Annotated in this window: 26 protein-coding genes; 12 read left to right on the top strand and 14 right to left on the bottom strand. The window is 65.9% G+C overall.

Going from position 1 to position 23,164, the window contains the following annotated elements:
* Positions 1 to 85 precede the first annotated feature (85 nt).
* Positions 86 to 379 (bottom strand): hypothetical protein, encoded by a 294-nt coding sequence (locus ACYVDK_RS13875; RefSeq protein WP_460522714.1) that lies wholly within the window; start codon positions 377 to 379, stop codon positions 86 to 88.
* A gap of 477 nt (positions 380 to 856) precedes the next feature.
* Entirely contained in the window at positions 857 to 1,714 is an 858-nt protein-coding gene (locus tag ACYVDK_RS13870; RefSeq protein WP_460522712.1) for a hypothetical protein, read from the bottom strand.
* 114 nt (positions 1,715 to 1,828) lie between these two features.
* Between ACYVDK_RS13870 and ACYVDK_RS13865 the strand changes: the two genes are divergently transcribed.
* The 3 genes from ACYVDK_RS13865 to ACYVDK_RS13855 all read left to right on the top strand — a co-directional run bounded on the left by ACYVDK_RS13865 (position 1,829) and on the right by ACYVDK_RS13855 (position 3,068).
* Positions 1,829 to 2,113: a type II toxin-antitoxin system Phd/YefM family antitoxin gene (locus ACYVDK_RS13865; RefSeq protein WP_460522710.1), complete on the top strand. Its 285-nt coding sequence runs from the start codon at positions 1,829 to 1,831 to the stop codon at positions 2,111 to 2,113.
* On the top strand, positions 2,110 to 2,382 hold the full coding sequence (locus ACYVDK_RS13860; protein ID WP_460522708.1) for a type II toxin-antitoxin system RelE family toxin: 273 nt from the start codon (positions 2,110 to 2,112) through the stop codon (positions 2,380 to 2,382). Before ACYVDK_RS13865 ends, ACYVDK_RS13860 begins: the two co-directional genes overlap by 4 nt.
* A gap of 107 nt (positions 2,383 to 2,489) precedes the next feature.
* Positions 2,490 to 3,068, top strand: a complete 579-nt coding sequence (locus ACYVDK_RS13855) for a helix-turn-helix transcriptional regulator (RefSeq protein WP_460522706.1) — start codon at positions 2,490 to 2,492, stop codon at positions 3,066 to 3,068.
* A gap of 14 nt (positions 3,069 to 3,082) precedes the next feature.
* On the opposite strand, the gene ACYVDK_RS13850 is transcribed toward ACYVDK_RS13855, so the two are convergent.
* Together ACYVDK_RS13850 and ACYVDK_RS13845 are read right to left on the bottom strand one after the other, a co-directional pair.
* Entirely contained in the window at positions 3,083 to 3,292 is a 210-nt protein-coding gene (locus tag ACYVDK_RS13850) for a hypothetical protein (protein WP_460522704.1), read from the bottom strand.
* Between the two features lie 519 nt (positions 3,293 to 3,811).
* Positions 3,812 to 4,132 carry a helix-turn-helix domain-containing protein gene (locus ACYVDK_RS13845; protein WP_460522702.1) on the bottom strand — a complete coding sequence of 107 codons (321 nt, stop codon included), beginning with the start codon at positions 4,130 to 4,132 and terminating at the stop codon, positions 3,812 to 3,814.
* A gap of 344 nt (positions 4,133 to 4,476) precedes the next feature.
* On the opposite strand from ACYVDK_RS13845, the gene ACYVDK_RS13840 reads away from it, so the two are divergent.
* Both ACYVDK_RS13840 and nadE read left to right on the top strand, forming a co-directional pair.
* Positions 4,477 to 5,091, top strand: a complete 615-nt coding sequence (locus ACYVDK_RS13840; protein WP_460522700.1) for a hypothetical protein — start codon at positions 4,477 to 4,479, stop codon at positions 5,089 to 5,091.
* Between the two features lie 53 nt (positions 5,092 to 5,144).
* A complete protein-coding gene (gene nadE, locus ACYVDK_RS13835; protein ID WP_460522697.1) occupies positions 5,145 to 5,984 on the top strand; it encodes an ammonia-dependent NAD(+) synthetase in 840 nt (279 codons plus the stop codon).
* 130 nt (positions 5,985 to 6,114) lie between these two features.
* On the opposite strand, the gene ACYVDK_RS13830 is transcribed toward nadE, so the two are convergent.
* Positions 6,115 to 6,852, bottom strand: a complete 738-nt coding sequence (locus tag ACYVDK_RS13830) for a hypothetical protein (protein WP_460522695.1) — start codon at positions 6,850 to 6,852, stop codon at positions 6,115 to 6,117.
* A gap of 77 nt (positions 6,853 to 6,929) precedes the next feature.
* On the bottom strand, positions 6,930 to 7,937 hold the full coding sequence (locus tag ACYVDK_RS13825) for an aldo-keto reductase family protein (RefSeq protein ID WP_460522693.1): 1,008 nt from the start codon (positions 7,935 to 7,937) through the stop codon (positions 6,930 to 6,932).
* A 190-nt stretch (positions 7,938 to 8,127) separates the two neighbouring features.
* On the opposite strand from ACYVDK_RS13825, the gene ACYVDK_RS13820 reads away from it, so the two are divergent.
* The 4 genes from ACYVDK_RS13820 (at position 8,128) to ACYVDK_RS13805 (ending at position 11,550) form a co-directional block, all read left to right on the top strand.
* On the top strand, positions 8,128 to 8,721 hold the full coding sequence (locus tag ACYVDK_RS13820) for a single-stranded DNA-binding protein (RefSeq protein WP_460522691.1): 594 nt from the start codon (positions 8,128 to 8,130) through the stop codon (positions 8,719 to 8,721).
* A 148-nt stretch (positions 8,722 to 8,869) separates the two neighbouring features.
* Positions 8,870 to 9,295: a DUF6993 domain-containing protein gene (locus ACYVDK_RS13815; protein WP_460522689.1), complete on the top strand. Its 426-nt coding sequence runs from the start codon at positions 8,870 to 8,872 to the stop codon at positions 9,293 to 9,295.
* Positions 9,296 to 9,373: 78 nt separating this feature from the next.
* Positions 9,374 to 11,056, top strand: a complete 1,683-nt coding sequence (ettA, locus tag ACYVDK_RS13810; protein WP_460522687.1) for an ABC transporter ATP-binding protein — start codon at positions 9,374 to 9,376, stop codon at positions 11,054 to 11,056.
* A 2-nt stretch (positions 11,057 to 11,058) separates the two neighbouring features.
* Positions 11,059 to 11,550, top strand: coding sequence for an acyl-CoA thioesterase (locus ACYVDK_RS13805; RefSeq protein WP_460522685.1), 492 nt, complete (start codon positions 11,059 to 11,061; stop codon positions 11,548 to 11,550).
* 43 nt (positions 11,551 to 11,593) lie between these two features.
* On the opposite strand, the gene ACYVDK_RS13800 is transcribed toward ACYVDK_RS13805, so the two are convergent.
* Both ACYVDK_RS13800 and ACYVDK_RS13795 read right to left on the bottom strand, forming a co-directional pair.
* Positions 11,594 to 12,070 (bottom strand): QcrA and Rieske domain-containing protein, encoded by a 477-nt coding sequence (locus ACYVDK_RS13800; protein WP_460522684.1) that lies wholly within the window; start codon positions 12,068 to 12,070, stop codon positions 11,594 to 11,596.
* Positions 12,071 to 12,170: 100 nt separating this feature from the next.
* Positions 12,171 to 13,040, bottom strand: coding sequence for an acyl-CoA thioesterase (locus ACYVDK_RS13795; protein WP_460522682.1), 870 nt, complete (start codon positions 13,038 to 13,040; stop codon positions 12,171 to 12,173).
* 119 nt (positions 13,041 to 13,159) lie between these two features.
* On the opposite strand from ACYVDK_RS13795, the gene ACYVDK_RS13790 reads away from it, so the two are divergent.
* Complete coding sequence (locus ACYVDK_RS13790) at positions 13,160 to 13,849, top strand: hypothetical protein (protein WP_460522680.1); 690 nt, start codon at positions 13,160 to 13,162, stop codon at positions 13,847 to 13,849.
* 6 nt (positions 13,850 to 13,855) lie between these two features.
* On the opposite strand, the gene ACYVDK_RS13785 is transcribed toward ACYVDK_RS13790, so the two are convergent.
* The 6 genes from ACYVDK_RS13785 to pepN form a co-directional block, all read right to left on the bottom strand.
* Positions 13,856 to 15,529, bottom strand: a complete 1,674-nt coding sequence (locus ACYVDK_RS13785) for an FAD-binding dehydrogenase (protein WP_460522678.1) — start codon at positions 15,527 to 15,529, stop codon at positions 13,856 to 13,858.
* 28 nt (positions 15,530 to 15,557) lie between these two features.
* A complete protein-coding gene (locus tag ACYVDK_RS13780) occupies positions 15,558 to 15,950 on the bottom strand; it encodes a globin (protein WP_460522676.1) in 393 nt (130 codons plus the stop codon).
* Positions 15,947 to 17,203: a mechanosensitive ion channel family protein gene (locus ACYVDK_RS13775; protein WP_460522674.1), complete on the bottom strand. Its 1,257-nt coding sequence runs from the start codon at positions 17,201 to 17,203 to the stop codon at positions 15,947 to 15,949. The genes ACYVDK_RS13780 and ACYVDK_RS13775 overlap by 4 nt, the downstream gene beginning before the upstream one ends.
* Before the next feature lie 217 nt (positions 17,204 to 17,420).
* Positions 17,421 to 18,299: an ABC transporter permease gene (locus ACYVDK_RS13770; protein WP_460522672.1), complete on the bottom strand. Its 879-nt coding sequence runs from the start codon at positions 18,297 to 18,299 to the stop codon at positions 17,421 to 17,423.
* Complete coding sequence (locus ACYVDK_RS13765; RefSeq protein WP_460522670.1) at positions 18,296 to 19,207, bottom strand: ABC transporter ATP-binding protein; 912 nt, start codon at positions 19,205 to 19,207, stop codon at positions 18,296 to 18,298. The genes ACYVDK_RS13770 and ACYVDK_RS13765 overlap by 4 nt, the downstream gene beginning before the upstream one ends.
* Before the next feature lie 137 nt (positions 19,208 to 19,344).
* Positions 19,345 to 21,885, bottom strand: coding sequence for a M1 family aminopeptidase (gene pepN, locus ACYVDK_RS13760; protein WP_460522668.1), 2,541 nt, complete (start codon positions 21,883 to 21,885; stop codon positions 19,345 to 19,347).
* 166 nt (positions 21,886 to 22,051) lie between these two features.
* Here pepN and ACYVDK_RS13755 point away from each other — a divergent pair, with 166 nt between their 5' ends.
* The gene (locus tag ACYVDK_RS13755) at positions 22,052 to 22,651 is read left to right on the top strand and encodes a mycothiol-dependent nitroreductase Rv2466c family protein (protein WP_460522666.1); all 600 of its coding nucleotides are present in this window, start codon (positions 22,052 to 22,054) and stop codon (positions 22,649 to 22,651) included.
* 23 nt (positions 22,652 to 22,674) lie between these two features.
* On the top strand, positions 22,675 to 23,163 hold the full coding sequence (locus ACYVDK_RS13750; RefSeq protein ID WP_460522664.1) for an RpiB/LacA/LacB family sugar-phosphate isomerase: 489 nt from the start codon (positions 22,675 to 22,677) through the stop codon (positions 23,161 to 23,163).
* Position 23,164: the final 1 nt, after the last annotated feature.

Raw genomic sequence — 23,164 nt, 5'->3', positions numbered from 1 at the left:
GCAAGCACCTCCAGATCGTGCTCGCCGACGACTTCACCGTCATGGTCGTCTCCGGTCCAGCAGAGCTTTTGCGCGCCTCAAGCACTCAACCGGTGGTCTGAGGGCGGCGGCCGCGGGGGCGAATCTCCACGCCTTCCGCGGCCACCGCTCTTCTTACTGCCTGCTGGCTGACGCCGAACCGCAGCCCGACTTCGATGAGCGTCCGCCCGCTCTCGTACAGACGCACGGCTTCGGGTGTGTCCACCGCTGCGAGCCCGCGCTGACGAAGCCGCACCGAGCGACGAACCAGGTGCCCAGCCGTCCTGGTGTAGATGCCGAACTTCCGGCTGACCTCGGCAATGCTCAGTCCCTCCCCGTACAGGGCAACGAGCTTGTCCACCTGGGGGCAGCGCTCAGAAAAGTTTGAGTCTTCCCAACTGAACGGATCAGCCGGCCCCGGTCATCCGTGATCGAGGGCTCTGAGGGCCGCTCGTTCCGCTTGTACGCGCCGCGAGACAGGCGGGAAACCACGGTCTTCAGCGCCGGGGAAAAGTTCTCAAACTCTCTACGAAGGTGCACCAACTCAAGGATCTCGGACGTTTTGGGTGCCCAACCCCGGACATTGAATCCAGTGCCGTGGCGGCCTTTGCGGACTGCGTCGTGCGACGCATGCAGACGTCCTGCGTCATCGATGGGCGCTTGTGTCCGGCACGACGACCAGGCGCGCGGCGCCGTCGTGATCCCGCGGGCACGGATGGGGACCGGCTTGCGGGCGTCTGCGCGGAGCGCGTTACAACTGTCGATGAGTTGCACCTCACGTATGCGGGATGCAAGAGGGATCCGAATCCTCATCTGCGAAGAGCGCTTGGTGGCGCGGTCAGGTGTCGAGCGACAGCGCGCGCACTGTCGCCTCTGCGAGCCCGTGCCAGTGCGTTCCGGGGAGAGTGCTTGATGCATGATCAAGCAGCGCCGCGGTGCTCGTTGTCGACGGGAAGCTCATCTTGAGGAGCGCGAAGCAGGCGAGGCTGGTGTCGCAGTACAACCCCCAGAACACTACGAACGCGTCGAAGCGGTAGACGGGGCCGTTGCTCCGCCAGATGTCGCCGTTAGTGGATCCCGGGTGGGCATGGGAGAAGCCCGATAACGAGGCGTAGAGGTCGCGCATCACACCATCGGGGTTGACCCCGAAGAGGCCTGCGCCCCCGAGTCGTGTGTCGATCCGCCTTCCCTCGGGCGTCTGCCCGAGTATGTCGATGCAATTGCCGAACCGTGGGGGAGCGCCGATTCTCCCGCGCCAGGCCCTATAGCCAGGTTCCTCGAGGCGCACGGCGAACCGTGCTGCGCGGGCCATGATTTCCAGAGCGTTGCGAAGGCCCGCGCCGGCCTGCCGGTAGAAGCCGTGAGCGGCTATGAATGGTGCCGCTTGAAACTCGTCGAGGACGTCCGTGTACGCGTCATGGAAGAACGGCCAGACCCTTTCGTCGAGTGGCACAGCGTCGAGCCAGGCGGCCCACTGGTTGTGCATGTCATCGATCATCAGACCGTTGCTGTCAGTCGTGCGAAGTAGTACGTCGGTCGGCGGATCAATGACACTGCGCCACACCTCCGCGTCGATGAGATCGTGGGCATCGTCGTTGGCTGGTCCGTCCCGTAGAAGGACATCGTCGCTGAGGTACGCGCGCGCTTGGCGAAAGAGACCTTCGGTCAGCTCTCGACGATTTCGATCCTCGTCCATACCTTGATTGTTGCCCGGGGCCCTGCACGTCCGGAGGAGCATCCGGCGATCTCGAGTGTGGCGGGGCTCGCTGAAGGGTCCCATTGCATTCGCGTTAACGCTATAATTCTGTACATGACCACGCTTTCGGTTGCTAATGCTCGCGCGAATCTCTCGAAGCTCATCGAGTCTGCTGTGACGACGCACGAGCGGTTCGAGGTCACCCGCAACGGTTCCAGGGCGGCAGTGCTCCTCAGCGCCGATGACTATGACTCCCTGCTGGAGACCGTCGACATCCTGAGTCATCCGGACGAGGTCGAAGCGATTCGCGAAGGCCTCGCCGATCTGGCACTCGGGCAGGTATCGACCGCCGATGAGGTACGTGCCGCGATGGCAGCCCGCGGCAGGCTCACGGCGTGAGCGCACCATACGAGGTCGTTTTCACCCGCACTGCTCGCCGCGCACTCGAACGTGACCTGCCCGAGAAGGTTGCCGCTGCAGCGTTCGAGTTCATCACGGGTACCCTGCGCGAAAATCCCCGCCGGCTCGGCAAGCCGTTACGTGAGCCCCTGGCGCCTCTGTACTCGGCCCGCCGAGGCGAGTACCGCATCCTTTATCGCATCATCGACGAGCGGCTCGTCATCGAAGTCGTCTCGATCACCCACCGCCGCGACCCGTACCACCGCTGACAAGGCCACGCCCTGGCGTCGGTGTCTCCTTGCCGTGAACGAGAAGCTGGACTGTCTGAGTAGTGCGGGTACGATATGTCGTGCAAAACATATTTGTGGAGGCTGTCGTGGTTGCAGTTGCATCGACTCTGGTTCGCGCTGCCCGTAAAAGCCGACGGCTCACCCAGGAGCAACTGGCCGATCGCGTGCGCATCGACCAAGCCACGGTTTCGCGTTCGGAGCGTGGCCGCGAGGCCCAGTTCGCCACAGTCGATCGTTTGCTTGCCGGCGCAGGTCATCGTCTCTACTCGGCACCGACTCGTCGGGATGACGCGGCGACGGTTGCGGCAGAGATCCGCCATCGGCTCCGCGCCGGGGACAAGGATCGGGCCCTGCGCTCGCTCATCCAGTTGAACGATGATCTGCTTGCCGAGCGGGGGCTGGTCCGCGGTGTGCTTGGCCTCGCCGAGCCGGAGACGACCACGGATCCCGTATGGGATGCAGCGCTTGCAGCTCTGGTGGCGTGGCGATTGGGCGAAGAGAAGCTACCTTCGCCTGATTGGGTCAACGCACCGGACCGGTTCGTGCGGAAGCCCCGTGGCCTCGAGATCGATCCTGCCGATCCTGTTCCGTCCGCTTCCGAGGTGCCCTCAGAGTTCGTCAAGCGTGGCGTTCTCCTGTGGCGTGACACGTTCGCGAGTATCTGAATATGGCGACCTCGCTAGACAGAGATGACATCATCGCGGGCCTTCGTGATCTCATCGCCGAACTTCGCAGCGCCGAGGAGGTAACTGGCATCCGGCTCGTCGGCGGCGCGGCGCTGGCCTTGCGGTCCTTCGATCGTGGCACCACCAAGGACCTCGACACGTTGCACATCCGGCCCGGAAGCGACGCCGCGGTCGCGGCCGCCGCCAGGGTCGAGCAGCAACACGATCGGGCTCGGAGGTGGCTGAGCTTCGAGGTAGCCAGCGCTGCGCCGTGCCGTCCCTCGGACGAGCTGTCGAATGGTAATCCATCTACGACCACGACGGCATCGTCATCGAGGTTGCGTCCCAAGAAGCGCTCCTCGCGATGCAGCTGCGCGCCAACCATCCGGGGCATGGCACCAGGGACATCCGTCTGCTCATGGGCATTTGCCGAATCGGCACTCGCCCGGAGGCGTAGGCGCTTTATGAAGAGTTCTATCCGGGTGATGCTCTGAGCGATAGAGCGATAGAGCGATTCAGATGGTAGATGGGATCCTCAGCGGCGGGACACCGCCTGCGCCGGATGCGCTGCCGCCTCTCGTGCTCTGAACCGAGTGAGACGCCACCCAATTCTCTCGAACCCCGAACTTGCCCCGAACGTTCACGGCCGTTTCGTGTGATTCTGCAAGAACGACTGAAACTTGAAAAGACCTGATCAGGAGCACTGCTCAGATCCATCGTGATTGAGCAATATCGGCGGACTTCTAGTCTGAAAGCGGACGTTTCGCGTTCCGCGTGGAGTCGAGGCGTCTGATGCGTGCCGGCGCGGTGGGGTTGGGCATCGGGTCGTCGCCGAAGAGGACTCCGACTTTCACACCGAAGTGGTCTGCGAGGATGCGAACTTCGTGGGCTTGCCACGGGTTGATGCCGTTGAGTTTTAGGCTGGCGGCGGATTCGCCGACGCCGATGAGTGCACCGACTTGTTTCAACGTCATTTTGTTGCGGCGGCGTAGGGTTGCCACGTTGTCGCCGATGGCGTAGTTGGTCTGGTCGGCCACTTCGCGCGTTGCTTCTGACTTCGCCATACCGTCACGATACGTCACGACACGCCAGTTTGGAAGTGATGCGTGATATGCCGTTGCGGTGCTTGATGAGTGGTCAAGACGTGGTGCTATGGTCTCTACGACTCGTAAAGAAGCGCCACCGTTGACGAAGATCGAGACATCCATCCGGCTCTGACTCTCGCTCCACACCGTTGACCGGCTCATGAGGTTCGGCACCCTTCCGTACTCGAAGATCGGCCGTTCCGTTTCACCGGTGCCGAAGAGTCGGCTAGGAAATCTCTTGGTCGCAGGTTCGATTCCTGCCGGGGCACCAACCAGCCGATGTCGGTATCCGGGCGCATCATCGTATCGACGAAAGGGTGCGCATGCCGGAACGCAATCGGGTGACACCGCTGGGAGACATCGTGGCTGCCCCGCTGCGGGGTGCGTGGACGGGCAACCGCGGCAAGATCCATGAAGGTCACCGGATCGTGCGTTTCCACTCCGGGGATCTGTGGCTGATCTGCGAGCTGGAGTTCCGCGGAATCAAGCAACCGCAGTGGGGGCCGCATCACTACACGTTCCTGTTCTTCCACGACGAGGCGGTCGCCTTCGCCGCCGGGCACCGTCCGTGTGCAGAATGCCGTCGTAGCTCCTATCTCGCCTATGTCGACGCGTGGACGGATGCCCTCGGCGGCCCGCGACCGACAGCAGGTGCCGTGAACGCGCAACTCCATACCGAGCGGCTGTATCCCCGCACGCATCGCCGACGGCTGCACGAGTCGCCGTACCGTGGGTTGCCCGACGGTGCGTTCGTGCTCGAGCAGGGCACGCCGCGGTTGATGCTCGGCGATGCACTTGTGGAGTGGTCGCCGAACGGATACGGCAGTTCGATCGTCCGTCCCCGCTCGGGGTCCGCAACTGTGATCACTCCTCCGTCGACACTGGCCGTGCTCAAGGGCGGATACCCGCTGCAGATCGACGCATCGGCATGTCGCTGAGCGCTCCGGCTCGCGTTGCGCGCGCGAAACATGGGGGCCCTAAAGTGCAACGTATGCGCGAACTTCAGGCGGAGATCATCCGCGAGCTCAACGTGAGACCGACGATCGATCCGGCCGCCGAGGTGGAGGCGCGCGTCGCCTTCCTGATCGACTATGCACGGGCCTCACGCGCTCGCGGCTACGTGCTCGGCATCAGTGGAGGGCAGGACTCGACACTCGCCGGCAAGCTCTGTCAGCTCGCGGCGCAGCGCCTGCAGGCGTCAGGGGTCGACGCCGAGTTCGTCGCGGTGCGGCTGCCGTACGCGGTGCAGGCCGACGAGGCGGATGCCCGGCTCGCGCTCGACTTCATCGCGCCTCAGCGCGTCGTCACGTTCAATGTGCAGCCAGGCGTCGACGGCGTCGCCGACGAATTCTGCGACGCGCTGCAGGAGCCGATCCTCGACTTCACAAAAGGGAACGTCAAGGCACGGATGCGGATGGTCGCTCAATACGCGATCGCCGGCCAGCGCGAGCTGCTCGTTGTCGGCACAGACCACGCCGCCGAAGCCGTGACCGGCTTCTTCACGAAGTACGGCGACGGGGGAGTGGACCTCACTCCGCTCACCGGGCTCACGAAGAGCCAGGGGCGACTGCTCCTGGAGCACTTGGGTGCGCCCGCAAGGCTCTCCGAGAAGTCACCGACCGCTGACCTGCTCGATGACTCTCCCGGCCAGACCGACGAGGACAACCTCGGTATCAGCTATCGCGACATCGACGCGTACCTGCAGGGCCAGGATGTTCCGGATGAGGTCGCCCAGGCGATCGGGACCAGGTATCTCGCCACCGAGCACAAGCGACACCTCCCGGCCTCCCCGTTCGACATGTGGTGGCGCACGCCGGCCTTCCAGGCATAGTTCGGCACTTCTCGGCCTCGCCTGCCGGCTGCGACGATGCGCGTGCGCTGCCGAACGCGGTGAGGGGCCGCCACTTCGTGTGGCGACCCCTCACTCCTCGATCGCGGTCGGGCGATCAGTCTTCGACGGTTCAGTCCTCCGGAAGGCCGGTCGGCTTCCGCGACGCGTAGGCGCCGACCGGAGTTGTGACGGTGTCGTACTCGTCGAGCGCCGCCGTGTCGTCGGGGGAGGCACCCGTCGTAGTGTCCGACGTGCCACGTGCCGCCGACGGCGCCGTCATCGTCACGCTGTCGGAACGTGGCGTGTTCCGTTCGTGATGCTCGCGCGCTACCCAGGCATCCTGTTCTGCGTATGCTGTGTCCTCAGTTGTGGTGCGCTCGAACCGCCAGCGCTCCAGGTCTTCGAGAAACAGCCTGCGGGAGCGTCGTGGCCTGTTCTGCCACTCGACGAGCCGGTCGCGGAATTCGATGATCGCCGGCTCCAGGTTGTAGCCGTACGTGGCCGAGTTGCGCTTCAGCTCACCGAGCTGATGAGTTGCCCAGTCCGCCGCTGCTGCCGCGCCTTTGACCGGAAGGAGTCGAACGAGGATATCCGCCTGTCCGACGGAGCGATCGGAGAGCACCTGCTCGCCCGGGGTCAGCGAATTCCAGACGGATGCCTCCACTGCTGCATCCACGAGGGCTGCGACGGCTGCGGCCTTCTGCTCGCGTTCAGCACGCGAGAGCACACCACGGATCGCTCCGCGAGCGATCCACGCCGATAACAACCCGGCAACGACGATGGACACGAGGAGCACGACTGCGGTGAAGATCACCGGCTGCGCGTCCTGCGACGTGAGCCACCCCCAGAAGTCATTCCACCACTGCATGATCCGGAGACTACCTGTGCTCGAATCGAACGCGCGGAAGGCGTGCCGGGTATCGGCGACGGCGCGGGATGTCCGATCTATCGGCGACCCGTGCCGTCGACGGCGAACGGCTCGATGGCGGCGATCTCGTCCGGCGTCAGCGGTGCCGCGTGCACGGCGGCCACGTTCTGCTCCAATTGGGCGACGCTCGACGCGCCGATCAACGCGCTCGTGACCTGCGGATGCCGCAGCACCCACGTCAGCGCCAGTTGCGCCAGCGACTGCCCGCGTCCGGCGGCGATCTCGTTCAAGGCTCTGGCGCGTGCGAGGTAGTCGACAGTGATGCTCTCGGGGTGCAGGAAGACGCTGGTGGCCGCACGCGAGTCATCCGGAACCTCACCTGCCAGGTAGCGGTCGGTGAGCAGTCCCTGCTGCAGCGGCGAGAACACGATCGAGCCGATCTCCAGCTCGCTCAGAACGTCGAGAAGACCGTTCTCGACATGACGATTGAACATCGAGTAGCTGGGCTGGTGAATCAACAAGCGGACGCCCTCTGACTTGAGCGCGGCCGCGGCCGTTCTGGTCTGTTCAGCGCTGTAGTTCGACACGCCGACATAGAGTGCTTTGCCCTGCCGCACGGCCGTGGCGAGCGCACCCATGGTCTCCTCGATCGGCGTGTCGGGGTCAGGGCGGTGGGAGTAATAGATGTCGACGTAGTCGAGTCCTAGCCGCTGCAGCGAGGCATCCAGCGAGGAGAGCATGTATTTGCGGGAGCCCCATTCGCCATATGGCCCGCCGTGCATGTGGTACCCGGCCTTGGTGGAGACGACGATCTCGTCACGGTACGCAGCGAAGTCCTCGGCGAGGATGCGTCCCACGTTCCGTTCAGCGGAACCGGCGGGAGGCCCGTAGTTGTTGGCCAGGTCGAAGTGCGTGATCCCTAGGTCGAAGGCGCGTCGAACGATGGCGCGCTGGGTGTCGATCGGCCGCGTGTCGCCGAAATTGTGCCAGAAGCCGAGTGAGACGGCCGGAAGGTCGAGGCCGCTTCTACCGGTGCGGCGGTAGGTCATGGAGTCGTAGCGATGATCGGCGGCAACGTAGGGCATCCCTGAATGCTATTCAGTTCGCCGCGCTCGCTTCGGCGCTCTCCGTCCACAGGCACTCGACCGGACTGCCTTCCCACCGTTCGGTCGGCTGGACCCCGGTGCCGGGATCGGCACGCGCAGTGTGGAGATGCGGTCCCGTGCATCGGGACCGCATCCACTGAAGAGGAAATCGAAATGAGGAGGCACGGGCATGCCTGACACCATCACTGCGATCGGACACGTGGGAACGGAGCCGTTGCTCAACATCGTGAGCAACGGATTGGCGATGCTGACGTTCCGGCTCGGCTCGACCCAGCGCAAGTACAACCGCGGGGCCGGCAACTGGGAGAACGGAGAGACGAATTGGTACACGATCGTGGCGTTCCGTCGGCTGGCAGAGAATTCGGCGAAGTCGCTCGTCAAGGGCGATCGCGTCGTCGTCACTGGACGCCTGCGGGTGAGCCACTGGGAGAAGGAGGAGAAGCACGGCACCACGGTGGAGATCGTGGCCGAAGGCATCGGGCATGACCTGGCGTTCGGAACCAGTTCGTTCGCGAAGACGACCGTAGGCTCTTCGAACCAGGAAGCCGGTGCCGTGTCAACCCCTGGCGGTGAGGCCGCTTCGGCCGATCCGCTGACTGTCGACGCGGACGGCTGGGCATTGCCAGGAGGTGCGCCCGGTTCAGCAGAAGCTTCCACGAGTGGAGCGGAGGCCGCGACACACGCTCCTTCCGGAGGTCCCGGCAGCGCGGCCGAGCCCGTGCAGGCGGAACTCGAGTTCGCGGGCGCGGAACCGCCGTTCTGATCTGCGCACCCTAGACTTCTCGGGCGCTTGCGCTTCGAAACGATGCAGGTGCGAGAGGGGAGTCGGATCGGTGGCTGGTCGCACGATGCTTCAGCGGGCACCGCGCGCGTTCGCTGCAGTCTCCGCCGCGCTCGCGCTAGGAGCGGCGATGGCACTCGCGGGATGTACCGCTACCCCGGTCGCGCCGACGCACGCGCCGACGGCATCCGCTTCGGCGTCGCCGACACCGACCCCCAGCGCTCTCCCCGCTCTTGACCCGAAGGGCAGCGCGAAGCAGAACCTCGCGTTCTTCGACTACGTGAACAACCGCACGATCGCGGTCGCCAAGAACCCGACGGCGCAGCAGTTCGTCGACGGGCTGGCGGCCGCTGGATTCGCGAAGCCCGACATGCAGATGACGGCGGACAAGACGACGGTGAACCTCACGCCCGGGTCCGTGCAGTTCTCGGTCCTGGTCAACGGCGGCTGCCTGATCGGGCAGTTCGGCAACGATATCGGCGGCTACCACAGCACTGTCGCTCCCGTGCTCGGAACGGGCAAATGTCTGATCGGCGACACGGTTCCCATCCAGTGAGGTGAGGGGTTCCGAGTCACCGCTCGACGGGTATGCGGCCGACCGAAACACGGCGCACCCGCCCATAGACTGGAGCGCATGGCCGAATATATCTACTCGATGGTCCGCGCCCGAAAGGCGGTGGGCGACAAGCTCATCCTCGACGACGTCACCATGGCATTCCTGCCCGGTGCGAAGATCGGCGTGGTCGGCCCGAACGGTGCTGGCAAGTCCACGATCCTGAAGATCATGGCGGGGCTGGACATCCCCTCGAACGGCGAGGCCAAGCTGACGCCGGGTTACAGCGTGGGCATCCTGATGCAGGAGCCCGAACTCGATGAATCCAAGACTGTGCTCGAGAACGTGCAGGAGGGTGTCGGCGAGGTCAAGGGCAAGGTCGACAGATTCAACGAGATCTCCGCAGCCATGGCCGATCCTGACGCCGATTTCGATGCTCTGCTGGCCGAGATGGGCATCCTTCAGGAGCAGATCGACGCGGCGGATGCCTGGGACCTCGACTCCCAGCTCGAACAGGCGATGGACGCGCTGCGTTGCCCTCCATCGGACACGCCGGTCTCCGTGCTCTCCGGTGGCGAGAAGCGCCGAGTGGCGCTGTGCAAGCTTCTGCTCCAGAAGCCCGATCTCCTGCTGCTCGACGAGCCCACCAACCACCTCGACGCGGAGAGCGTGCTGTGGCTGGAGCAGCACTTGAAGCAGTATCACGGAGCCGTGCTCGCCGTCACTCACGATCGGTACTTCCTCGACCACGTCGCCGAGTGGATCGCCGAGGTCGACCGTGGTCACCTCTACCCGTACGAGGGCAACTACTCGACCTATCTCGAAAAGAAGCGCGAGCGGCTCCAGGTGCAGGGCAAGAAGGATGCCAAGCTCGCCAAGCGCCTTGGCGAGGAACTGGATTGGGTACGCAGCAACTCGAAGGGACGGCAGGCCAAGTCGAAGGCACGTCTGGCCAGATATGAGGAGATGGCGGCCGAGGCGGAGCGCACGCGCAAGCTCGACTTCGAGGAGATCCAGATCCCGCCGGGGCCGCGTCTCGGCCAGGTCGTCATCGACGCGAAGAACCTGCAGAAGGCATTCGGAGAGCGTCAACTCATCGACGGTCTCAGCTTCACGCTCCCGCGCAACGGCATCGTCGGCGTGATCGGCCCGAACTGCGTCGGCAAGACGACACTGTTCAAGACCATCGTCGGACTCGAGCCGCTGGATGGCGGCGACCTCAAGATCGGTGAGACCGTGGAGATCTCCTACGTCGACCAGTCCCGCGGCGGCATCGACCCCGACAAGTCGCTGTGGGAGGTCGTCTCCGATGGTCTCGACTACATTCAGGTCGGAAAGATGGAGGTGCCTAGCCGCGCCTACGTCTCCACCTTCGGATTCAAGGGACCCGATCAGCAGAAGAGGGCCGGGGTGCTCTCCGGCGGCGAGCGCAACCGCCTCAACCTCGCGCTCACCCTCAAGCAGGGCGGTAATCTCCTACTGCTGGACGAGCCGACGAACGACCTCGACGTCGAGACCCTGTCCAGCCTGGAGAACGCTTTGCTGGAGTTCCCCGGATGCGCGGTCGTCATCACCCACGACCGGTGGTTCCTCGACCGCATCGCCACGCACATCCTGGCTTATGAGGGCACCGACGAGAGCCCGGCCGACTGGTACTGGTTCGAGGGCAACTTCGAGGCGTACGAGCAGAACAAGATCGAGCGCCTTGGTCCTGACGCGGCGAAGCCGCATCGTTCGGCCTACCGCAAGCTGACGCGAGGCTGATCGTGCGGCTGAACGTGCCGATCCGGCTGCGCTGGAGTGATCTTGACGCCTACGGTCATGTGAACAACGCCGAGATGCTGCGCCTGCTCGAAGAGGCGCGCATCGTCGCGTTCTGGGCCCCGGATGAGCCGCACGCCGGGATGGATGCCGGCGAGGCGTTCGGTGCATCCACCGCGGTGCTCGACAGTAGGCCGGGCGCCGACACGCTGAGTCTGCTGGCGCGGCAGGAGATCGAATACCTGGTACCCATTCCGTACCAGCGGCAGCCGTTGAACGTGCAGTTGTGGGTGGCGAGGCTCGGCGGAGCCAGCATGGAACTCTGTTACGAGGTCTGGTCGCCGGACGGGGTCCAACCGTCGGCGCTGTATGCGCGAGCGGCCACGACCCTCGTGCTCGTCGACCGGGAGTCCGGCCGCCCTCGCCGCATCAACGACCGGGAGCGGGCGGTCTGGTCTCCGTACGAGGAGTCGCCGATCAGCTTCCATCGCCGCTGAAGCCGGCGTGCAGTCCGACCGGCCGCAAGATCGCAGTCCTCAGTCACGCGATGCTGACCTTGCCGCCGGAGACCGTCGCATCGAGCTTCGGCAGCGGCCGGGTGGCGGGCCCCCTGATGACGTCGCCGGTGCTCGCGCTGAACTCGGATCCGTGACAAGGGCAGTCGAACTGCTTGCCCGACGGCGCTACGACGCAGCCCATGTGGGTGCAGATCGCGGAGAACGCCACCGCCGTTCCGGCCTCCGGTTGAGCGACCACGATGGGGCCGCCCTTGTACGTGGCGGAGATCGCCCCACCGACGGGAATGTCACTGAGCGCTATCCCGTCGGCAGCGTTGGGACTGGACGTGCTGCTCGTGCCGGATCCACCCGTGCCGGGGCCGTTGCCTGAGCCGCCGGACCCCGAGCCGGATGCGGTGCACGCGGCGAGCACGCAGACTCCGGCGGCGCCGACGGCCGTGCCGAGTGCGGCTCGGCGTGTGATCACGGCGGGGGAGGAGTCGTGCGGGATTCCGGACATCCGAAGTCTCCTTGTCGAAAGTGTCAGTCGGGCGTGACTTCCACCATGCCCCGTGTTCCTCTGACTCACCCGGACGATCGCTATGAGCGGTGACCCGACCCTATGTCTGGGGCACCCGCAGCATGCCTTCCTGTGTGACGTTGGCCACGAGCATCCCCTCGCGGTTGTAGACGCGGCCGAGCGCGAGCCCACGACCGCCGGTCGCGCTCGGCGACTCCTGCACGTAGAGCAGCCACTCGTCGACCCTGCTGAACCGATGCCACCACATCGCGTGATCGAGGCTCGCGATCTTCAGCCCGGGTGTTCCCCAGGCCACGCCGTGACGTCGCATGATGGGCTCGAGTATCGAATAGTCGCTGGCGTAGGCGAGCGCCGCTCGGTGCAGGTTCGGGTCGTCGGGAAGCGTGCCGAACGTCTTGAACCACACGGCCTGGTGTGCGACGTGCTCGCCCTCGACGGCGAAGTACACAGGGGAAGGGATGTGCCGCATATCGAACGGGCGTTCCTCGCGCCAGTAGCGTCCCACCGGATGCTCGAAGCCGGCGAGCAATTCCGTGTCGCTCTTGAGCTCCTCCGGGCCTGGGATATCGGTCGGCATCTCCACTTGGTGATCGAGGCCGCCGCCCGGCGCTTGGAACGAGGCGATCATCGAGAGGATGGGAAGGCCGTTCTGGTAGGCCTGTGTACGGCGAGTGGAGAATGAGCGGCCGTCGTGGATGCGATCGACCGAGAACGTGATCTGCTGGTTCACGTCGCCGGGACGCAGGAAGTAGCCGTGCATCGAGTGCACGGCTCGCTCGTCGGGCGTTGTGCGCATGGCGGCCATGATGGACTGCGCGAGCACCTGGCCGCCGAACACCCTGCCGTGCGGCATCCACTGGCTGGTGGCCGTGAAGATGTCCTCGTCCGTGCGCGCGCCGGTATCGGACAGATCGAGGGCGGCGAGCAGGCCGTCGAGGGGTTTCGTCATGGTGCCTCTCGTCATCGGGCCGGATGCGCGTCTCGCGTGCGGCGCGCCTGTGCCGGCGGTCGTAGTCGTACGTCGCGCGGCCAGTGGACGAACGCAATGTGCCCTAGTTTAGACAGCACATGAGTGAGTTCTTCTCCCTGGTCGACCCCCTCGCGGTCTCCGACCTCCAGGTGTACTTGTCGCGCGCCGGACGCGTCGAAGACGGCTCGGTCCGGCTGGTCGCCGGGTCGGGCGTCCTTGCCGCGTACACGGCGATCCTGTACCCGCGTAGCCTGCTCGATCACATCCCGACGGTGCTCGGCCTGCGCACGTTCGCCACCGACAAGGAGGCCACGTTCGACGCGGTCGTCCCGACCCGGTCTCTGCTGGACAGGCTGGCCAGGGCTGCGGATGCCCCGCAGCAGCCCGACGGGGACCGCACGCCGATCGGCATCCGGCTTCCGTTGCAGGTGAGCACTGTCACGTGGGCGGGCATCACGCCGCCGCGCGGCGGGTGGCGCCGGGTCGGAGCGACGTCTGCCGGTGTGCTGCAGCGTGCCGCAGTGGACGGCGTTGCCGAGGTGGCGGAGGCGATCCCGCACGAGGCGGGTGAGCAGCTGGTGCAGCGGGTTCGAGGCGAAGTCTGGGGCAGGCCCATGCCGGAACTGGAATATGTCGCGGCGGGAGCGGGTTTCGCCGCTCATTCTCTCGGCTTCATCGTGGAGCAGGACGAATCCGTGACCGTGCACGAGACGGGTCCGTGGACGAGGCTGACGCTGCGGCGCGGGCATGTGCTCGTGAAGCGTCCGGCCTGGTCGCTGCGCGGCTGAGTCGGCTCAGCCGCGATCGACGAGAACGCCGCGGGCTGCCTGCCTGCCGGAGAACAGGCAACCGCCGAGAAAGGTGCCCTCCAGCGACCGGTAACCGTGCACGCCGCCGCCGCCGAAGCCGCTGACCTCGCCGGCCGCGTACAACCCGGGCACCGCTCGGCCGTCTTCATCTTGTGCCCGCCCCTCCAGATCCGTCTCGATCCCGCCCAGCGTCTTACGGGTGAGGATGTGCAGTTTGACGGCGATCAGCGGACCCGACCGGGGGTCCAGGAACTTGTGCGGAGACGCCACGCGAATGAGCTTGTCGCCGCGATAGCGCCGGGCGGCCGTGATCGCGGTGAGCTGCGCATCCTTCGAGAAGGTGTTGTCGAGTTCTCGGTCGTGCTCCAGCACGGTGCGCTCGATTGCGCTCTCGTCGAAGGGCACGTCCGCCATCGCGCGCATGCCGGCGAAGAGCTCGGGCAGGGTCGACGCCACCACGAAGTCGGCACCATGTTGCTTGAACGCCTCGACCGGCCCAGGTGCTCCCGGCCTGACACGTTGGAGCAGGAGCCGCACGTCCTTGCCGGTCAGATCGGGGTTCTGCTCGCTTCCGGAGAGCGTGAACTCCTTCTCCAGGATCTTCTGAGTCAGAACGAACCAGGTGTAATCGTGGCCGGTCCGCTGAATGTGTTCCAGCGTGCCGAGTGTGTCGAATCCGGGGAAGAGCGGGGCGGGCAGCCGATTCCCCTCCGCGTCGAACCACAGCGATGACGGCCCGGGAAGGATGCGGATGCCGTGGTTCTTCCAGACCGGGCTCCAGTTCTGGATGCCCTCCGTGTAGTGCCACATGCGGTCGCCGTTGATGACGCGCGCGCCGGCATCCTGTGCGATCGGGATCATGCGCCCGTCCACGTGCGCGGGCACACCGGCCAGCATGTGCGCCGGGGGAGTGCCGAGCCGCTCCGGCCAGTTCTGCCGCACGAGTTCGTGGTTGCCGCCGATGCCGCCGGATGTGATCACGACCGCGGGCGCGTGCAACTCGAAGTCGCCGACGGCCTCGCGGTTGCTGGCGATGCCACGTTCGACGTCGTCCGTGGCCAGAAGGGTGCCGCGCACTCCGACCACGGCGCCGCCTTCGACGATGAGCCCGTCGACGCGGTGCCGGTGCGCCAGAACGGCGTCGCCCTCTTCTACACCCTTTCGCACGCGTTCGACGAACGGGCGCAACAGTCCTGGGCCGGTGCCCCACGTGATGTGGAAGCGCGGCACCGAGTTGCCGTGTCCGCCGGCGGTGCCGCTGCCGCGTTCGGCCCAGCCGACGACGGGGAAGAGCTTCACGCCCTTCGAGCGCAGCCACGACCGTTTCTCGCCTGCCGCGAACTGGAGGTAGGCCTCTGCCCACCTGCGCGGCCAGGCATCCTCTTCGCGATCGAATCCGGCGGTGCCGTACCAGTCCTGTCGAGCCAGCTCGAGAGAGTCGTGGATGCCCATGCGCCGCTGCTCGGGGGAGTCTACGAGGAACAGCCCGCCGAACGACCAGTACGCCTGACCTCCGAGCGATTGCGGTGGCTCCTGTTCGAGGATGACCACGCGCTTGCCGTGATCCAGCAGTTCGGAAGCGGTCACGAGGCCCGCCAAGCCGGCGCCGACGACGATGGCATCGAGATCGCCAGGTCGGGCAGAGGTGGGTTCGGGCATCCGGGTCTCCTTCGATCCGATCGCGAGGTCACTCCTCGAACGTGTTCACCATCGCGTGAGCGGCGCGCTCGAGGTAGGCCCAGAGGGTGGCATCCTGCAGCGGGGGAAGCGCGAGCTCGTCGAGCGCCGCCCGCATGTGCGAGAGCCACCGATCGCGTGCGTCGGGATTCACCTTGAACGGCACATGGCGTTGACGCAGCCGTGGGTGACCGCGCTGCTGACTGTACGTCGTCGGGCCGCCCCAGTACTGCTCCAGGAACATGCGGAGCCGGTCGGATGCCGGCCCGAGATCCTGTTCCGGGTACATTGGTCGCAGCACGGGGTCGTCTGCGATACCTCGGTAGAACGTGTCGACGAGCCGGCGGAACGTCTCGTGGCCGCCCACCTGCTGGTAGAAGTTGTCCGCTACGGTCTCGCTCACAGGTGTCCCTCGTCGTGGTGGTCGCTCTGCAGCCCGTGCTCACCTGGCGACGGATGGCGGGGAGCGGGAGTGCCGTCACGCGGTGGTGCCGGTTGCGGCTTCGTGATGGCCTGCGGATGCCTCGCGGTCGCAGGTGCACCGGTCGCCCCGGCCCGTGCACTGCGAGGAGCCGCGTTCGAACCGGCCGCCGCAGCTGCGGCCTCGTCCGCGGCGCCGCGCCTGCCACGACGCTTCTTCAGCTTGGGGTCCTGGGTCGTCACCACCGGGTTCGGACGCGTGCGGGGCGGGTGTGCACCGGTGATGCTGGCGGCGCCGTCGAAACCGGTCAGCACGACACTGGAGAGCGACGGCAGGGTCACGTCCATCGCGTCGAGGGCAGCCTTGAGCCGCTTGCGCAACTCCCGTGCGACGTCGTCCTTCGCGGTGGTGCGTGTCTTGATGACGACGCGAAGCACGATGGCATCGGTCGACACCGATTCGATGCCCCACAGCTCGGGCTTCTCGACGATGCGTGAGCGCCAGCGCGGCGCCGTGGCAAGCTCGGTGGCGACCTGCAGCATTCGCTCCTCGATCGCGTCGACATCCGCGTCGTATGGCACGGCGAGGTCGGTGATCACGCGGGCCCAGCCCTGCGACATGTTGCCGACCCGGAGTATTTCGCCGTTGCGCACGAACCACAGCGTGCCGTTGACATCGCGAATCTGGGTGACCCGAATGCCCACCACCTCGACGATCCCGGTCGCGGGACCGAGATCGACGATGTCGCCGACCCCGAGCTGGTCCTCGATGACCATGAAGAGACCGTTCAACACGTCTTTGACGATGTTCTGAGCGCCGAAGCCCAGCCCCGCGCCGACAGCGGCGGTGAGGAGTGCGAACGAGCTCAGAATGTCTTTGTTGATCGTGAAGACGATCCAGATGATCGCGATGATCACGATCACGACGTTGACGATGTTGCTGAGCACGGTGCCGAGAGTGCGCGTGCGCTGCACGAGCCGTACCGCGGCTATCGGTGATGCGGTCAGTGCTTGGGTGTCTTCGACGTTCTGCTTCTTCTTGACCCCGGTGACGATGCGACGCACGATCTTGCGGATGATCACCCGCAGGATCCACGACACGACGATCGCGATCACGATGATGATCGCGACCCTCGCCAGGGTCCAGCCGATGTCGATGAGCGTCGACAGCACGGAGGCCCAGAAGCTCGGGTCGGTGATGTCGTTCGCGAGGGGGAGAGCGGCGGTGAGGATCATCGCGACCGAGTCTAATGAGACGACCTGGCGCATCCTGGGCGGCGCCTCGGTGAACGGCGGATGCCCGCGAGCAGTGCGAAGATCGCTGCTCGCGGGCATCCGCGTGCCGGGGTGGTGTCGCACCCGGCTGCCCCCGGTTGGTGCTCAACTCCGAATGAAGCCGTGCACGCTTTGGATGGCGTCCCGGCGAAGGACGCCGGCCGAATGGAGCGCCGTGCTACACGTCGCGTTTCTTGGTGAGGATGGCGCCGACCACGGCGGCGACCGCGACCCATGCCAGCAGCACGAGCCCGCCCTGCCAAGCGTTGAGCGAGACCACGCCGTTCGCGACGACTGTGTGAGCGTTCGGTGGAACAAAGGTGTAGAGGTGCCGTCCCGCCTCGGATGGCAGGAACGACGCTGCGTTCCCCACCCACTTCGCCTGAGTGAGCTGAGCGAGGAGCGATGCCACCACGGGCAGAACGAGCAGCGCACCGAGGATGGTCGCGATGCCGCCGGCGGAGCTCCGCAAGATCGAGCCGAGCGCGAAGGCGAGCAGCGCGATCAGAGCGAGGTACGCCGCACCGCCCATGAGCGGAAGCAGCACGCTCGACGAGAGCAGGTCGGGGTGCAGGCCGCGTCCCTGGAAGATCAACGTGCCGACGATCGCCGAGACGCCGACCGAGATGACGCCGACCACGAACACCACGACGGCGAGCACGATGAACTTGGCGAAGTAGGCGCCGAGCCGTCGCGGATCGGCCGTGTAGGTCGAGCGGATCATGCCGGTCGCATATTCCCCGCTGATGACGAGCACGCCCAGCACCGCTACCGCCAGCTGCGTGAACGACAGTCCGATGGTGGCAGCAGAGACCACGAATCCGTTCGCCACGTCCTTCGGTAACGCGGAGACGTTCTCCAGGTGGTACAGCCCGGCGGATGCGGCGGCCACACCGACGGCGAGCACGATGACGATGCCGAGGCACCACACAGTGGAGCGCAGGCTGCGCAGCTTGATCCATTCCGAGCGCAGTAGTCCGCTGAAGCTCAAGTGGATACCATCCAGCGGACTCGCCGCCGGAGCCGGCCGGTTCAGGGTGTCGGTCGCCGCGGTCATCGGGTCACCTCCGAGTGGTATTCGACCTCGTCCTGCGTGAGTTCGAGGTAGGCCTCTTCCAATGACGCGTCGATCGGGGTCAGTTCGTGCAGCGCGACCCCGCGTGCCGCTGCGGCATCGCCGATCTGTGCCGCGTTCAGGCCGGCGACCTCGAGCGCACCGTCGTCGAACGACGTGACGGTCACATCCGGACCGGCCAGCGCCGCGGTGAGGGAACGAACATCGGGAGTGCGCACGCGCACGACTCGCCGGGTGGCGCCGGCGATCACATCTGCGATCGGGGCGTCGGCCAGTACCCGCCCGCGGCCCAGCACGATCAGATGGTCGGCGGTCTGCGCCATCTCGCTCATCAGATGCGAGGAGATGAAGACGGTGCGGCCTTCGGAAGCGAGGTGGCGCGAGAACTCTCGAACCCAGCGCACGCCCTCGGGGTCGAGGCCGTTTACCGGCTCGTCCAGAATGAGCGTGTGCGGGTCGCCGAGCAGGGCAGCGGCGATGCCGAGGCGCTGCCCCATGCCGAGAGAGAACCCGCCGACACGCTTGCCGGCCACGGACTCGAGGCCGGTCAGATGGATGACCTCGTGCACCCGCTTCTTCGGGATGCCGTGGGTCGCCGCCAGAGCGAGCAGATGGTTGAACGCGGTGCGGCCGGTGTGCACCGCCTTGGCCTCCAGCAGCGCTCCCACCTCGTGAAGCGGTGACGGATGCTGTGCGTACGGCTTTCCGGAGACGAGCGCGTGTCCCGCGGTCGGTTTGTCCAATCCCATGATCATGCGCATGGTGGTGGACTTGCCTGCGCCGTTGGGGCCGAGGAATCCGGTGACGATGCCGGGACGCACCGTGAAGCTGACGTGGTCGACCGCCAACTTGGGGCCATACCTCTTGGTGAGGCCATCGATTTCGATCATGGCCTCAACGCTACGGACGATCGTCCCACGTGTCGTCCACCCACAGGATGATCGGGGTGCAACCGGCGGTCGATTCCACGACCGTCGGTCGAGTTGCGCGCGCCGCGGCGCGCTGCTCAACCGACGGCCGGCGTCAGCTACTGGGCATCGAGCTCCTGGGCTCGTAGCGCGCGCTCCACCGACGCCAGGTTCTCGGATACGAGGCGACGCAGGGCAGCCGGCTCCTGATTCGCCTCGAGCCAGGAACGTGTGGCATCTGCGAGATGCTGGTCGGCGAGAGGGAACGGATACATGCCCGCGACGAGGTACTCCGCGATCTTGTACGTGCGGGACGCCCACACCGACTGCAACGTCTCGAAGTACTTCGCAACGTACGGTTCGAGCACCGCTGTGTCGTGCACGCGCTGGAAGCCGAGCCCGGTCATCCGCACGATGGTGTTCGGCAGCTCGTCGGAGTCGAACACGCTGGCCCAGGCCGCCGCCTTGCCCGCTGTGGTGGGAATGGCCGCACGAGCTTGCGCGGCCGCCTGGGCTCCGGTGGCTGTGTTGTCGGCGGCGAGCGCCTCATCGATCTCCGTGGCACCCGCCTGCCCGCCGGCGACCAGAGAGGTGAGAAGCTCCCAGGACAGGTCGGTGTCGATGGTGAGGCCGTCCAGCACGATGGAGCCATCCCGCAGGCCGGCGACGTCGGCCGCCTGGCCCGGTGTCGAGGCGAGCGCCGCGAAGAACTTGACGAACTGGAACTGCGCGTCACTGCCGGGCAGGGCGCTCGAGGCGAGTTGCCACAGGGCGTCGGCCGCCTCCCGTGCCATGGTCTCGCGACGTCGAGGCGCCACGTACGAGTGCACGCTCAGCACGAGCTGGTTCAGTGTCGTGCGCAATGTCGTCGACTCGGTCTCGGTCCCGATGTTGCCCAGCACGAGGCGCACGTAGTCGCTCGCCGGGGTCTCGGCATCGCGCGTTGCATCCCATGCGGAACCCCAGACCAGCGATCGCGCCAGCGGCGACTCGATCTCCGAGAGGTGTTCGATCGCGAACTTCAGCGACTGCTCGTCGAGGCGGACCTTGGCGTAGGCGAGGTCGTCGTCGTTGATCAGAATGAGATCGGGGCGCTTCTTGCCGACCAGCTCGGGCACGTCGGTGCTTGCACCGTCGACATCCAGCTCCAACCGTCCATCGCGCACGAGCTTGCCCTCGCGCAGGTTGTACAGGCCGATCGCGAGGCGGTGCGGGCGCAGCGTCGGGTAGTCGGCATGAGCGGACTGCAGCACGGCGAACTCCGTGACGGTTCCGTGGGCATCCGTCTCGATCCCCGGGCGCAGCGTGTTCACGCCTGCGGTCTCCAGCCACAGCTTCGACCACGACGTGAGATCGCGACCGCTGGTGGCCTCCAGCTCCACGAGCAGGTCGCGCAGCTCCGTGTTCGAGTGGGCGTGCTTCTTGAAGTAGTTCGAGACGCCGGCGAGGAAGTCGTCCTGACCCACCCACGCGACGAGCTGCTTGAGCACCGATGCACCTTTGGCGTACGTGATGCCGTCGAAGTTGACCTGCACGTCTTCCAGGTCGTTGATGGTGGCGACGATCGGATGCGTCGACGGCAGCTGGTCCTGCCGGTACGCCCAGCTCTTCTCCATCGCTGCGAACGTCGTCCAGGCCTCGCGCCACTCGGTCGCCTCGGCAGTGGCCAAGGTCGACGCGTACTCGGCGAACGATTCGTTGAGCCAGAGGTCGTTCCACCACTTCATCGTGACCAGATCGCCGAACCACATATGAGCCAGCTCGTGCAGGATCGTGACGACTCGACGCTCCCTGATGGCATCCGTCACCTTCGAGCGGAACACGTAGGTCTCGGTGAATGTGATGGCGCCGGCGTTCTCCATGGCGCCCGCGTTGAACTCCGGCACGAACAGCTGGTCGTACTTCGCGAAGGGGTACGGAACGTCGAACCGCTCCTCGTAGAACGCGAAGCCCTCACGGGTCTTGTCGAAGATGTAGTCGGCGTCCATGTACTCCGCCAGGGACGCGCGCGCGTAGACGCCGAGCGGAATGATGCGACCGTCGCTGCTGGTGAGTTCCGAGTGCCAGCTCGAGTAGGGGCCGGCGATGAGCGCCGTGATGTATGAGGAGATCACGGGTGTCGGCTCGAAGACCGTGGTCTTGTTCTCACCGGAGGGTTCGACGGATGCCACCGGCGAATTGCTCACGACGACCCACTTCTCGGGTGCGGTCACGGTGAACGTGAATACCGCCTTCAGGTCGGGCTGCTCGAACACCGCGAACATGCGGCGGGAGTCCGGTACCTCGAACTGGGTATACAGGTACACCTCGCCGTCGACCGGGTCGACGAATCGGTGCAGGCCCTCTCCGGTGTTCGTGTATCGCGGGTGCGAGACGACGGTCAGCTCGTTCTCGGCCTTGAGATCCGCCAGTTGGATGCGCACCCCGTCGCTCGTGCTCGCCACGTCCAGCGGCTCACCGTTGAGCACTATCGAGTCGACCGACGCCGTGATCGCGTCGATGAAGGTGGATTCGCCATCCTTCGCGGCGAACTTCACCGTGGTGGTGCTGAGGAAGGTCTCGTCCGCCGAGGTCAGGTCGAGCGCGACGTCATAGCTGTGGGTGTCGACGATGGCGCGGCGCTCGGCCGCCTCGATGCGCGTGAGGTTCTCTCCTGGCATGGTTCTCCTTCTTCTTCTGGCGAAAGGTGTCTGACGCAAGCGCGGGTGCTGAGCGCATCGTGTGCGCGTCCCGACTGTCAAGCCTATGCGGCGGGGCATCTGGCGCACGAGCCCGAAGGCCTCTGCGCCCGCACGGTGTCGGGGCGCGGCCGCTTAGATGGTGCTCATGACCGACGTTGACTTCTGGTTCGATCCGTCATGCCCGTGGGCGTGGATGACCTCACGCTGGGTCGACGAGGTCGCCCCGCACCGCGAACTGAACGTGAGGTGGCACATCATGAGCCTCTACGTGCTCAACGAGGACAAGGACGTGTCCGACTCCTACCGCGCGAAGCTCCCGCGCACGCTCCGATATGCCCGACTCGTCACGGCCGTGGGGGAGTTGCGCGGGCAACAGGCGGTGAAGCGGCTGTACGACGCGCTGGGCGCGCGCATCCACCCGGGACACCGCAAGGATGCCGACGCCGTCATCGCCGAGGCGCTCGCCGAAGTCGGGCTTCCTCTGGAGTACGCCAAGTACGCCGACTCCGAGGAGTACGACGCCCAGCTACGGGCCAGTCATGCCGACGGGATCGACCGAGTCGGTCAGGATGTCGGCACGCCGGTGATCGCCGTGAACGGCACCGCGTTCTTCGGCCCCGTCATCTCGCCGACGCCGCGCGGGCAGGAGGCGCTCACACTGTGGGACGGAATCGTGGCGGCCGCCTCGTACGACGGATTCTTCGAGCTCAAGCGCAGCAGAACCCGCGATCCGATCTTCGACTGAAACCCGTCCCTAGACTGGTGCCCATGCGCATCCACATCGGCACCGACCATGCCGGACTCGAGTTCTCGCAGACCCTGCAAAAGCACTTGCGCGACGCCGCACACGAGGTCATCGACCACGGGCCGCAGGAGTTCGATCCGCTCGATGACTATCCTGCGTTCTGCATCAATGCTGCCAAAGGCGTCATCGCGGATCAACAGGCAGGCGTGCAGGCACTCGGTGTGGTGTTCGGCGGTTCGGGCAACGGCGAGCAGATCGCGGCGAACAAGGTGCTGGGCGTCCGTGCCGCTCTGGTCTGGAACGACAGCACAGCGCTGCTGGCACGCCAGCACAACGATGCCAACGTGATCGCGATCGGCGCCAGGCAGCACACGGTCGAGGAGGCGATCTCGTTCATCGACACGTTCATCGCCGAGCCGTTCTCGTTCGAGGAACGCCACGTGCGCCGCATCGCACAGCTGGCGGAGTTCGAGGCGACCGGCGACATCGCCGGCAAGAACGTCGATAAGTAGC

The organism is Humibacter antri, assembly GCF_054777235.1.
Note: the sequence above shows the minus strand (reverse complement) of the source record. Positions and strands in the feature narration are given on the sequence as shown.

Excerpts from the sequence above, each read along its gene's own strand:
- ACYVDK_RS13870 (WP_460522712.1), bottom strand. The coding sequence starts at position 1,714 with ATGGACGAGGATCGAAATCGTCGAGAGCTGACCGAAGGTCTCTTTCGC.
- ACYVDK_RS13865 (WP_460522710.1), top strand. The coding sequence starts at position 1,829 with ATGACCACGCTTTCGGTTGCTAATGCTCGCGCGAATCTCTCGAAGCTC.
- ACYVDK_RS13845 (WP_460522702.1), bottom strand. The coding sequence starts at position 4,132 with ATGGCGAAGTCAGAAGCAACGCGCGAAGTGGCCGACCAGACCAACTAC.
- ACYVDK_RS13840 (WP_460522700.1), top strand. The coding sequence starts at position 4,477 with ATGCCGGAACGCAATCGGGTGACACCGCTGGGAGACATCGTGGCTGCC.
- nadE (WP_460522697.1), top strand. The coding sequence starts at position 5,145 with ATGCGCGAACTTCAGGCGGAGATCATCCGCGAGCTCAACGTGAGACCG.
- ACYVDK_RS13830 (WP_460522695.1), bottom strand. The coding sequence starts at position 6,852 with ATGCAGTGGTGGAATGACTTCTGGGGGTGGCTCACGTCGCAGGACGCG.
- ACYVDK_RS13825 (WP_460522693.1), bottom strand. The coding sequence starts at position 7,937 with ATGCCCTACGTTGCCGCCGATCATCGCTACGACTCCATGACCTACCGC.
- ACYVDK_RS13820 (WP_460522691.1), top strand. The coding sequence starts at position 8,128 with ATGCCTGACACCATCACTGCGATCGGACACGTGGGAACGGAGCCGTTG.
- ACYVDK_RS13815 (WP_460522689.1), top strand. The coding sequence starts at position 8,870 with ATGGCACTCGCGGGATGTACCGCTACCCCGGTCGCGCCGACGCACGCG.
- ettA (WP_460522687.1), top strand. The coding sequence starts at position 9,374 with ATGGCCGAATATATCTACTCGATGGTCCGCGCCCGAAAGGCGGTGGGC.
- ACYVDK_RS13800 (WP_460522684.1), bottom strand. The coding sequence starts at position 12,070 with ATGTCCGGAATCCCGCACGACTCCTCCCCCGCCGTGATCACACGCCGA.
- ACYVDK_RS13795 (WP_460522682.1), bottom strand. The coding sequence starts at position 13,040 with ATGACGAAACCCCTCGACGGCCTGCTCGCCGCCCTCGATCTGTCCGAT.
- ACYVDK_RS13790 (WP_460522680.1), top strand. The coding sequence starts at position 13,160 with ATGAGTGAGTTCTTCTCCCTGGTCGACCCCCTCGCGGTCTCCGACCTC.
- ACYVDK_RS13785 (WP_460522678.1), bottom strand. The coding sequence starts at position 15,529 with ATGCCCGAACCCACCTCTGCCCGACCTGGCGATCTCGATGCCATCGTC.
- ACYVDK_RS13775 (WP_460522674.1), bottom strand. The coding sequence starts at position 17,203 with ATGATCCTCACCGCCGCTCTCCCCCTCGCGAACGACATCACCGACCCG.
- ACYVDK_RS13770 (WP_460522672.1), bottom strand. The coding sequence starts at position 18,299 with ATGACCGCGGCGACCGACACCCTGAACCGGCCGGCTCCGGCGGCGAGT.
- ACYVDK_RS13765 (WP_460522670.1), bottom strand. The coding sequence starts at position 19,207 with ATGATCGAAATCGATGGCCTCACCAAGAGGTATGGCCCCAAGTTGGCG.
- pepN (WP_460522668.1), bottom strand. The coding sequence starts at position 21,885 with ATGCCAGGAGAGAACCTCACGCGCATCGAGGCGGCCGAGCGCCGCGCC.
- ACYVDK_RS13755 (WP_460522666.1), top strand. The coding sequence starts at position 22,052 with ATGACCGACGTTGACTTCTGGTTCGATCCGTCATGCCCGTGGGCGTGG.
- ACYVDK_RS13750 (WP_460522664.1), top strand. The coding sequence starts at position 22,675 with ATGCGCATCCACATCGGCACCGACCATGCCGGACTCGAGTTCTCGCAG.